Here is a 9,225-nt window from a genome sequence, read left to right as displayed (position 1 = left end):
CGGGCCCCTGACGGCAGGCCCCCCGGCGGGCCCCTGACGGCGGCGGGCCCCTGACGGCAGGCCCCCCGGCGGGCCCCTGACGGCGGCGGGCCCCTGACCGCGGGTCCCCAGACCGCGGACCGCCCGGCGCGCACGCCCCCGGGCCGCCGGCGCCGAGGCGCCGCGCGGCCGCCGGGGGCCGCCTCTTAGGCTGGGGCCATGACCCGCGCCTCACTCGATAAGAAGCCCGCCGACGTCGCGGCGATGTTCGACGGGACCGCCGAGCGGTACGACCTGCTCAACACGCTGATGACCGGAGGCCGGGACCGGAGCTGGCGGCGGGCGGTCGTCCGGGCGCTGGACGCGCGGCCGGGCGAGCGGGTCCTCGACCTCGCGGCCGGGACCGGGACCTCGTCGGTGCCGTTCGCCGAGGCGGGCGCGTCCACCGTGGCCTGCGACTTCTCCCTCGGCATGCTGCGCGTGGGCGTGCGGCGGCAGGCGGGGACGGCGCGGCTGAACTTCGTCGCGGGGGACGCGCTGCGGCTCCCGTTCGCGGACGCCGCGTTCGACGCCGTCACGATCTCGTTCGGCCTCCGCAACGTCGCCGACACCGGCCGCGCGCTGCGCGAGCTGCGCCGGGTGACGCGTCCCGGCGGGCGCCTCCTGGTGTGCGAGGTCAGCCATCCCCCGAATCCGCTGCTCGCGCTCGGCCACAAGGCCCACCTGAGGGTGGGGCTGCCGCTGCTCGCGCGGGTCGGTTCCAACCCCGACTCCTACCGGTACCTGGCCGAGTCGACGCTCGCCTGGCCCGACCAGGCGGCGCTGGCCCGGCTGCTCCAGGACGCCGGCTGGGACGCCGTGCGCTGGCGCGACCTCACGTTCGGGGTGGCCGCGCTGCACCACGCGACCAACCCGGGCTGACCGCCCGCGCGTCCGGGCGATTTCGGGACCGGTCCAAAACCGGAACGGCCCAGAAGTACCCACCGACCGTGTTAAAGGAATAGACTCCCCACCGGAACCTTGTGAAGTACTTCACAAGCGAACGAACGAAGAGGACCACCGTGACCGACTCCACCCGACACGCCGATGTCATCGTCGTCGGGGCGGGCCCCGCCGGATCGTCCACCGCGTACTGGCTCGCCCAGGCCGGCCTCGACGTGCTGCTGCTGGAGAAGGCCGAGTTCCCCCGCGACAAGATCTGCGGCGACGGGCTCACCCCGCGCGCCGTCCGCGCCCTGATCGGCATGGGCGTCGACATCAACGACCCCGGGTGGGGCCGCAACAAGGGGCTGCGGATCTACGGCGGCGGCGTGAAGGTGGAGCTGCCGTGGCCCGAGCTCGCGAGCTTCCCCGACTACGGGCTCGTCCGTAAGCGCACCGACCTCGACCAGCTCCTCGCCGAGCACGCCGCGAAGGCCGGTGCCCGGCTGCTGACCGGCTGCAACGTCACCGGCCCGATCCTGGACGAGCGCACCGACCGGATCATCGGGGTGACGGCGAGGCACGAGGGCGAGGACGCGGAGTTCCGCGCGCCGCTCGTCGTCGCCGCCGACGGCAACTCCACCCGGCTGTCGCTCGCGATGGGGCTGCGCCGCCGCGACGACCGGCCGATGGGCGTCGCCGTCCGCCGCTACTTCGAGACGCCCCGCCACGACGACGAGTACATGGAGGCGTGGCTGGAGCTGTGGGACGGCGAGCGCCTCCTCCCCGGCTACGGCTGGGTGTTCGGCGTGGGCGACGGGACGTCCAACGTCGGGCTCGGCCTCCTGAACACCAGCAAGGCGTTCCAGAACGTCGACTACCGGGGCATGCTGAAGCGCTGGTGCGCGCAGATGCCGGCGGAGTGGCGGTTCGACGAGGAGCACGCGACCGGCAAGATCCGCGGCGCGGCGCTCCCGATGGGGTTCAACCGGCAGCCGCACTACACCCGCGGGATGCTGCTGGTCGGCGACGCCGGCGGGATGATCAACCCGTTCAACGGCGAGGGCATCGACTACGCGCTCGAGTCCGGGCGGCTGGCCGCCGACATCATGGTGCAGGCGCTGGCGCGCCGCACCCCCGCGCAGCGCGAGCGGACGCTGCACGAGTACCCGCGCATCCTGAAGGACGAGCACGGCGGCTACTTCACCCTGGCCCGCGTGTTCGTGCAGGCCATCGGGGACCCGCGCGTGATGAAGTTCCTCACCGCGCACGGCCTGCCCCACCCCACCCTGATGCGGTTCACCCTGAAGCTCCTCGCGAACCTCACCGACCCCAAGGGCGGCGACGCGATGGACCGGGTCATCAATGCGATGCAGAAGGTGGCGCCGGCGGCTTGAGGTATCCGAGGGGCGCTCCATGAGCGCAAAGTTTCGGCAGGTGAGCGGGTTGATTCGCCGTACCCGACCCCCTGAGGGGAGTGCTATTGGTCACCTTGGCTAGGGTGGCGGACCGTGCTCGTGACAGATGTCACGAGCGTGTAAAGGGTCACGTCGCCCCGTACAGCGTCGTACGTTCCGAGGAGAGGCAGTAGAGACCATGGATCTCTATGTACCGATCATTGTGCTGGGGGTGCTCGCGGCCGTCTTCGCGGTCGGCTCCGTGGCGATGGCCTCGCTCACCGGGCCGAAGCGCTGGAACCGCGCCCGGCTGGACGCCTACGAGTGCGGCATCGAGCCGACCCCGCAGCCGGTGGGCGGGGGACGTTTCCCGATCAAGTACTACCTGACGGCGATGCTCTTCATCATCTTCGACATCGAGATCGTCTTCCTTTACCCCTGGGCCGTCGCTTTCGACCTGATGGGGATCTTCGCTCTCATCGAGATGGTGCTTTTCATCGTCACCTTGCTCGTGGCGTACGCCTATGTGTGGCGGCGCGGCGGTCTGGAGTGGGACTGACATGGGTCTTGAAGAGAAACTGCCCAGCGGGTTCCTGCTGACCACGGTCGAGCAGGTCGCGGGATGGGCGCGGGCCAGTTCGATGTGGCCCGCGACGTTCGGGCTGGCGTGCTGCGCCATCGAGATGATGGCGGCCGGCGACCCGAAGCACGACTTCTCCCGCTGGGGCATGGAGCGCGCGTCGGCGACGCCGCGGCAGGCCGACCTGATGATCGTCGCGGGCCGGGTGAGCCAGAAGATGGCCCCGGTGCTGCGCCAGATCTACGACCAGATGACCGAGCCCAAGTGGGTCATCGCGATGGGCGTCTGCGCCTCCTCCGGCGGCATGTTTAACAACTACGCGATCGTGCAGGGCGTCGACCACATCGTCCCCGTGGACATCTACCTGCCCGGCTGCCCGCCGCGCCCGGAGATGCTCATCGACGCGATCCTCAAGCTGCACGACCAGGTGAACAACACCAAGCTGGGCCCGCAGCGCGCGAAGCAGATCGAGGAGCTGGAAGAGGCCAAGCGCCGCCGCCTCCCGCTCCTGGGACAGGGGGCCTGACCGATGAGTTCGCAGAATCCCGAGCAGCAGGCCGAGCAGGCGGCGGACCGGCTGCCCGCGCAGGCCGAGGACGAGCGCCGCGAGCAGCCGATCGTCCGCAAGGGGATGTTCGGCGCGAACACCACCGGCGACACCTCCGGGTACGGCGGCCTGGTCGTCCGGCAGTCGCCGAAGGTGTCGGCGCCGCGCCCGTACGGCGGGCCCGGCGGCACCGCCGAGGCCGGTGAGTTCGACGACGTCGCGGACGCCCTGGAACGCGCCTACCCGCGGTTCGGCGACGCGATCGAGCGCGTCGTCGTCGACCGCGGCGAGCTGACGTTCTTCGTCGGGCGCGACCACCTGCTGGAGGTCGCGCGGACGATGCGGGACGACCCCACGCTGAGGTTCGAGCTCTGCTCGGGCGTCTCGGGCGTCCACTACCCCGACGACGCGGGCGCCGAGCTGCACTCGGTCGTCCACCTGCTGTCGATCACGCACAACCGGCGCGTCCGGCTGGAGACGACCTGCCCCGACGCGGACCCGCACCTGCCGTCGCTCGTGCCGGTCTACCCGACGGCCGACTGGCACGAGCGGGAGACCTACGACTTCTTCGGCATCGTCTACGACGGTCATCCGGCGCTCACCCGCATCGAGATGCCCGACGACTGGGTCGGCCACCCGCAGCGCAAGGACTACCCCCTCGGCGGCATCCCCGTCGAGTACCGCGGAGCGGAGATCCCGCCTCCGGACGAGCGGAGGTCGTACACGTGAGCAGCACGAAGTACACCGAATACGACGCCTACGCCGCCGAGGAGGCGGCCGAGGGCCGCGTCTTCGACGTGGGCGGGCAGGACTGGGACAAGGTCGTGTCCGGCGCGGAGGACGGCGGCGACGAGCGCCTCGTCGTCAACATGGGGCCGCAGCACCCGTCCACGCACGGGGTGCTCCGGCTGATCCTGACCCTCGACGGTGAGACGGTCACCGAGTGCCGGGTGGGCATCGGGTACCTGCACACCGGCATCGAGAAGAACATGGAGTACCGCACCTGGACGCAGGGCACCACGTTCTGCACGCGCATGGACTACCTCGCGCCGATCTTCAACGAGACGGCGTACTGCATGAGCGTGGAGAAGCTGCTCGGCGTCACCGACCGGATCCCCGAACGCGCGCAGATCATCCGCGTGATGATGATGGAGCTCAACCGCATCTCCTCTCATCTCGTGGCGATCGCCACGTTCGGCCTGGAACTGGGCGCGACGACGGTGATGCTCAACGGGTTCCTGGAGCGCGAGTACACGCTCGATCTCTTCGAGGAGATCACGGGCCTGCGCATGAACATGGCCTACGTCCGCCCGGGCGGCGTTGCCCAGGACCTTCCCAGCGGCGCGCTCAGCAAGGTCCGGGACTATCTGGACCGGATGCCGAAGCGGATCCAGGCGCTGCGGAAGCTGATGGACGCCAACCCCGTCTACCTGGCGCGCACGAAGGACGTCGCGTACCTGGATCTTACCGGCTGCATGGCGCTCGGCATCACCGGGCCCGTCCTGCGCGCGACCGGCATTCCGTGGGATCTGCGCAAGTCACAGCCCTACTGCGGCTACGAGACGTACGACTTCGAGGTCGCCACGCAGGAGTCCGCGGACGTCTACGGGCGCTACCTCGTGCGCATGCAGGAGATGGAGGAGTCCCTCAAGATCGTCGAGCAGTGCTACGAGCGGCTGCAGACGGTCAAGGGGCCCGTGATGATCGAGGACAAGAAGATCGGCTGGCCCGCGCAGCTGGCGATCGGCGCGGACGGCATGGGCAACTCGCCCCGCCACATCGCGCACATCATGGGCACCTCGATGGAGGCGCTGATCCACCACTTCAAGCTGGTGACGGAGGGCTTCCGGGTCCCGGCCGGGCAGGCGTACGCGCCGATCGAGTCGCCCCGCGGCGAGCTCGGGGCGCACGTGGTCAGCGACGGCGGCACCCGCCCGTACCGGGTGCACTTCCGCGAGCCGTCCTTCGTCAACCTGCAGGCCACGCCGGCGATGGCGGAGGGCGGCATGGTCGCGGACGTCATCGCGGCCGTGGCGAGCATCGACCCGGTCATGGGGGGAGTGGACCGATGACGTACGACACGGACGTGCGCGTCCGGCTCGAACGGGACGCCAAGGAGATCATCGGGCGGTACCCGAAGCCGCGGTCCGCGCTGCTGCCGCTGCTGCACCTGGTGCAGTCGGTGGACGGGCACGTCACGCAGGACGGCATCGAGTTCTGCGCCGAGCAGCTCGGGATCACGCCCGCGCAGGTCACCGGTGTCGCGACGTTCTACACGCAGTACAAGCACGCGCCGGTCGGCGAGTACCACGTCGGCGTCTGCATCAACACGCTGTGCGCGGTGATGGGCGGCGACCAGATCTGGGACGAGCTGTCCGAGCACGTCGGGGTGGGGCACGACGAGGCCACCCCGGACGGCAAGGTCAGCCTGGAGCGGATCGAGTGCAACGCGGCCTGCGACTTCGCGCCGGTGATGATGGTCAACTGGGAGTTCTTCGACAACATGACTCCCGCGAAGGCCAAGGAACTGGTCGACGACCTGCGCTCCGGTAAGGAAGTCCTTCCTTCACGCGGGCCGAACAAGCTGTGCGGCTGGAAGGACGCGTCCCGCGTGCTCGCCGGGTTCCCCGACGGCCGCGCGGGCGAGGGCGTCCAGGCCGGTCCGGAGTCGCTGCGCGGCCTGGAGCTGGCGAAGGAGCGCGGCTGGGCGGCGCCCCCGGCGGACGTCGACGCGCCGCGGCCGGACGAGCCGGTGCGGCCGTCCGAGGTGAGCGACCCGCCGCCGAACGAGCCCGGCGAGCCCATCGGCGGCGACGTCAAGCCGGGAACGCAGGAGGGGCGCAACAAGTGACCACCCTTACCCCGATCCTCACGAAGAACTGGGATCAGCCCGACTCCTTCACCCGCGCGGGCTACGAGCGCGAGGGCGGCTACAAGGCGCTGCGCAAGGCGCTGGGGATGGCGCCCGACGACATCGTCCAGCAGGTGAAGGACTCCGGCCTGCGCGGTCGCGGCGGCGCCGGGTTCCCCACCGGGATGAAGTGGGGGTTCCTGCCGCCGAGCAGCCCGAACCCGCGCTACCTCGTGGTGAACGCGGACGAGTCCGAGCCGGGCACGTGCAAGGACATCCCGCTGATGATGGCCAACCCGCACGTCCTCATCGAGGGCGTGATCATCAGCTCGTACGCGATCAAGTCGAACCAGGCGTTCATCTACGTGCGCGGCGAGGTGCTGCACGTCATCCGGCGGCTGCACCAGGCGGTCGCGGAGGCGTACGAGGCGGGCTACCTCGGCAGGAACATCCTCGGGTCCGGGTTCGATCTGGACGTCGTCGTCCACAGCGGCGCCGGGGCCTACATCTGCGGCGAGGAGACGGCGCTGCTGGACTCCCTGGAGGGGTTCCGCGGTCAGCCCAGGCTGAAGCCCCCCTTCCCGGCCGTGGCGGGCCTGTACGGCGGGCCCACCGTCATCAACAACGTCGAGTCGATCGCGTCGGTTCCCTCGATCGTCGGGAACGGGCCGGAATGGTTCGCCTCGATGGGCACCGAGAAGTCCCAGGGCTTCGGGATCTTCTCGCTGTCGGGGCACGTCACCCGTCCCGGCCAGTACGAGGCGCCCCTCGGGATCACGCTCCGGGAGCTGCTCGACATGGCGGGCGGGATCCGCGCGGGGCACCGGCTGAAGTTCTGGACGCCCGGCGGCTCGTCCACGCCGATCTTCACCGACGAGCACCTGGACGTCCCGCTGGACTTCGAGTCCGTCGGGGCCGCGGGGTCGATGCTCGGCACCCGCGCCCTGCAGATCTTCGACGAGACGACCTGCGTCGTCCGGGCCGTGCTGCGCTGGTCGGAGTTCTACGCGCACGAGTCTTGCGGCAAGTGCACGCCGTGCCGCGAAGGGACGTACTGGTACAAGCAGATGCTCAAGCGGCTGGAGGCCGGCAAGGGCGAGGAGGAGGACCTCGAGACCCTCCTCGACCTGTCCGACAACATCCTCGGCCGCTCGTTCTGCGCGCTCGGCGACGGCGCGACGAGCCCGGTCGTGTCGTCCATCAAGCTGTTCCGGGACGAGTACCTGCAGCACTTCGAGCAGGGCGGCTGCCCGTTCGACCCGGCCGAGTCCACCCTCTGGGCAGGTGCCTGATGACTGTTACCTCCGACGACAAGAAGGACGTCAAGCCGGCCGAGGAGATGGTGCAGGTCACCATCGACGGGTTCGAGATCGAGGTGCCGAAGGGCACGCTCGTCATCCGGGCCGCCGAGCTGCTCGGCATCCAGATCCCGCGGTTCTGCGACCATCCGCTGCTCGACCCGGTCGGGGCCTGCCGCCAGTGCCTGGTGGAGGTCCCGGACATGGGCAACGGGCGCGGCATGCCGAAGCCCGCGGCGTCCTGCACGACCACGGTCATGCCCGGCATGGTCGTCAAGACGCAGCTCACCTCGAAGGTCGCCGACAAGGCGCAGCACGGGGTCATGGAGCTGCTGCTGATCAACCACCCGCTGGACTGCCCGATCTGCGACAAGGGCGGCGAGTGCCCCCTGCAGAACCAGGCGATGTCCAACGGGCGCGGCGAGTCGCGGTTCACCGAGACCAAGCGGACGTTCCCCAAGCCGATCCCGCTGTCCAGCCAGGTGCTGCTCGACCGGGAGCGCTGCATCCAGTGCGCCCGCTGCACCCGGTTCTCCGACCAGATCGCCGGCGACGCGTTCATCGACCTGTTCGAGCGCGGCGCCAAGGAGCAGGTCGGCGCGGCGGAGGGCGAGCCGTTCCAGTCGTACTTCTCCGGCAACACCGTGCAGATCTGCCCCGTCGGGGCGCTGACCGGCGCCGCCTACCGGTTCCGGTCGCGGCCGTTCGACCTCGTCTCGCAGCCGAGCACCTGCGAGCACTGCGCGTCCGGCTGCGCGCTGCGCACCGACCACCGGCGCGGGAAGATCACGCGGCGGCTGGCGGGGGACGACCCGCAGGTCAACGAGGAGTGGAACTGCGACAAGGGCCGCTGGGCGTTCACCTACGGCACCCAGCCGGACCGGCTGACGCACCCGCTCGTCCGCAACGAGGACGGCGAACTGGAGGCCGCGTCGTGGCCGGAGGCGCTGACGATCGCGGCGCGCGGCCTCGCGGCGGCGCGCGGGTCGGCCGGGGTGCTCGCCGGCGGGCGCGGCACCCTCGAGGACGCCTACGCCTACGCGAAGTTCGCGCGGATCGCGCTCGGCACGAACGACGTCGACTTCCGGGCCCGCCCGCTGTCGGCGGAGGAGGCCGACTTCCTCGCCTCGTCCGTCGCGGGCCGTTCCATCGAGGTGTCGTACGCCGACCTGGAGGCGGCGCCGGCCGTCCTGCTCGCCGGGTTCGAGCCCGAGGAGGAGTCGCCGATCGTCTTCCTGCGGCTCCGCAAGGCGTTCCGCAAGAACGACCTGAAGGTGTACGCGGCGGCGCCGTTCGCGACCCGCGGCCTGCGGAAGGTCGGCGGGACGCTCCTGCCGACCCGTCCGGGCGCCGAAGCCGAGACGATCGGCGCGCTGATCGCGGACGCCTCCTTCGCGGACGTCCGGGGGCTCCTGGAGACGCCCGGCGCGGTGATCCTCGCCGGTGAGCGGCTCGCGACCAGCCCCGGCGCCCTGTCCGCGGCGGTCCGGCTGGCGAAGGCGACCGGCGCCCGGCTCGCGTGGGTGCCGCGCCGGGCCGGGGAGCGCGGCGCGGTGGAGGCCGGGGCGCTGCCCGGGCTGCTGCCGGGCGGCCGCCCGGTCGTCGTCGACGCCGCCCGCGCGGAGGTCGCGCGGGCGTGGGGCGTCGCCGAG

Annotated in this window: 9 protein-coding genes; all 9 read left to right on the top strand. The window is 71.0% G+C overall.

Annotated features, from left to right (window positions below):
• Nucleotides 1–198 precede the first annotated feature (198 nt).
• Nucleotides 199–900, top strand: coding sequence for a demethylmenaquinone methyltransferase (locus ACFQ11_RS32645; RefSeq protein WP_378305784.1), 702 nt, complete (start codon nucleotides 199–201; stop codon nucleotides 898–900).
• A gap of 140 nt (nucleotides 901–1,040) precedes the next feature.
• Nucleotides 1,041–2,297, top strand: coding sequence for a geranylgeranyl reductase family protein (locus ACFQ11_RS32640; protein ID WP_378305782.1), 1,257 nt, complete (start codon nucleotides 1,041–1,043; stop codon nucleotides 2,295–2,297).
• A 199-nt stretch (nucleotides 2,298–2,496) separates the two neighbouring features.
• Complete coding sequence (locus ACFQ11_RS32635; protein ID WP_378305780.1) at nucleotides 2,497–2,856, top strand: NADH-quinone oxidoreductase subunit A; 360 nt, start codon at nucleotides 2,497–2,499, stop codon at nucleotides 2,854–2,856.
• A gap of 1 nt (nucleotide 2,857) precedes the next feature.
• On the top strand, nucleotides 2,858–3,403 hold the full coding sequence (locus ACFQ11_RS32630) for a NuoB/complex I 20 kDa subunit family protein (protein ID WP_026403310.1): 546 nt from the start codon (nucleotides 2,858–2,860) through the stop codon (nucleotides 3,401–3,403).
• Between the two features lie 3 nt (nucleotides 3,404–3,406).
• Nucleotides 3,407–4,153, top strand: coding sequence for an NADH-quinone oxidoreductase subunit C (locus ACFQ11_RS32625; protein WP_378305777.1), 747 nt, complete (start codon nucleotides 3,407–3,409; stop codon nucleotides 4,151–4,153).
• Nucleotides 4,154–4,221: 68 nt separating this feature from the next.
• On the top strand, nucleotides 4,222–5,496 hold the full coding sequence (locus ACFQ11_RS32620; protein WP_378305807.1) for an NADH-quinone oxidoreductase subunit D: 1,275 nt from the start codon (nucleotides 4,222–4,224) through the stop codon (nucleotides 5,494–5,496).
• Entirely contained in the window at nucleotides 5,493–6,275 is a 783-nt protein-coding gene (nuoE, locus tag ACFQ11_RS32615) for an NADH-quinone oxidoreductase subunit NuoE (RefSeq protein WP_378305775.1), read from the top strand. The genes ACFQ11_RS32620 and nuoE overlap by 4 nt, the downstream gene beginning before the upstream one ends.
• Entirely contained in the window at nucleotides 6,272–7,567 is a 1,296-nt protein-coding gene (gene nuoF, locus ACFQ11_RS32610; protein ID WP_378305773.1) for an NADH-quinone oxidoreductase subunit NuoF, read from the top strand. Before nuoE ends, nuoF begins: the two co-directional genes overlap by 4 nt.
• Nucleotides 7,567–9,225: NADH-quinone oxidoreductase subunit G (locus ACFQ11_RS32605; RefSeq protein ID WP_378305771.1), on the top strand; the 1,659-nt coding region annotated here is incomplete at its 3' end. The genes nuoF and ACFQ11_RS32605, both read left to right, overlap by 1 nt.

This window comes from Actinomadura sediminis, from assembly GCF_042675525.1.
In the GTDB taxonomy this organism is placed as follows: Bacteria; Actinomycetota; Actinomycetes; order Streptosporangiales; family Streptosporangiaceae; genus Spirillospora; species Spirillospora sediminis.
Note: the sequence above shows the minus strand (reverse complement) of the source record. Positions and strands in the feature narration are given on the sequence as shown.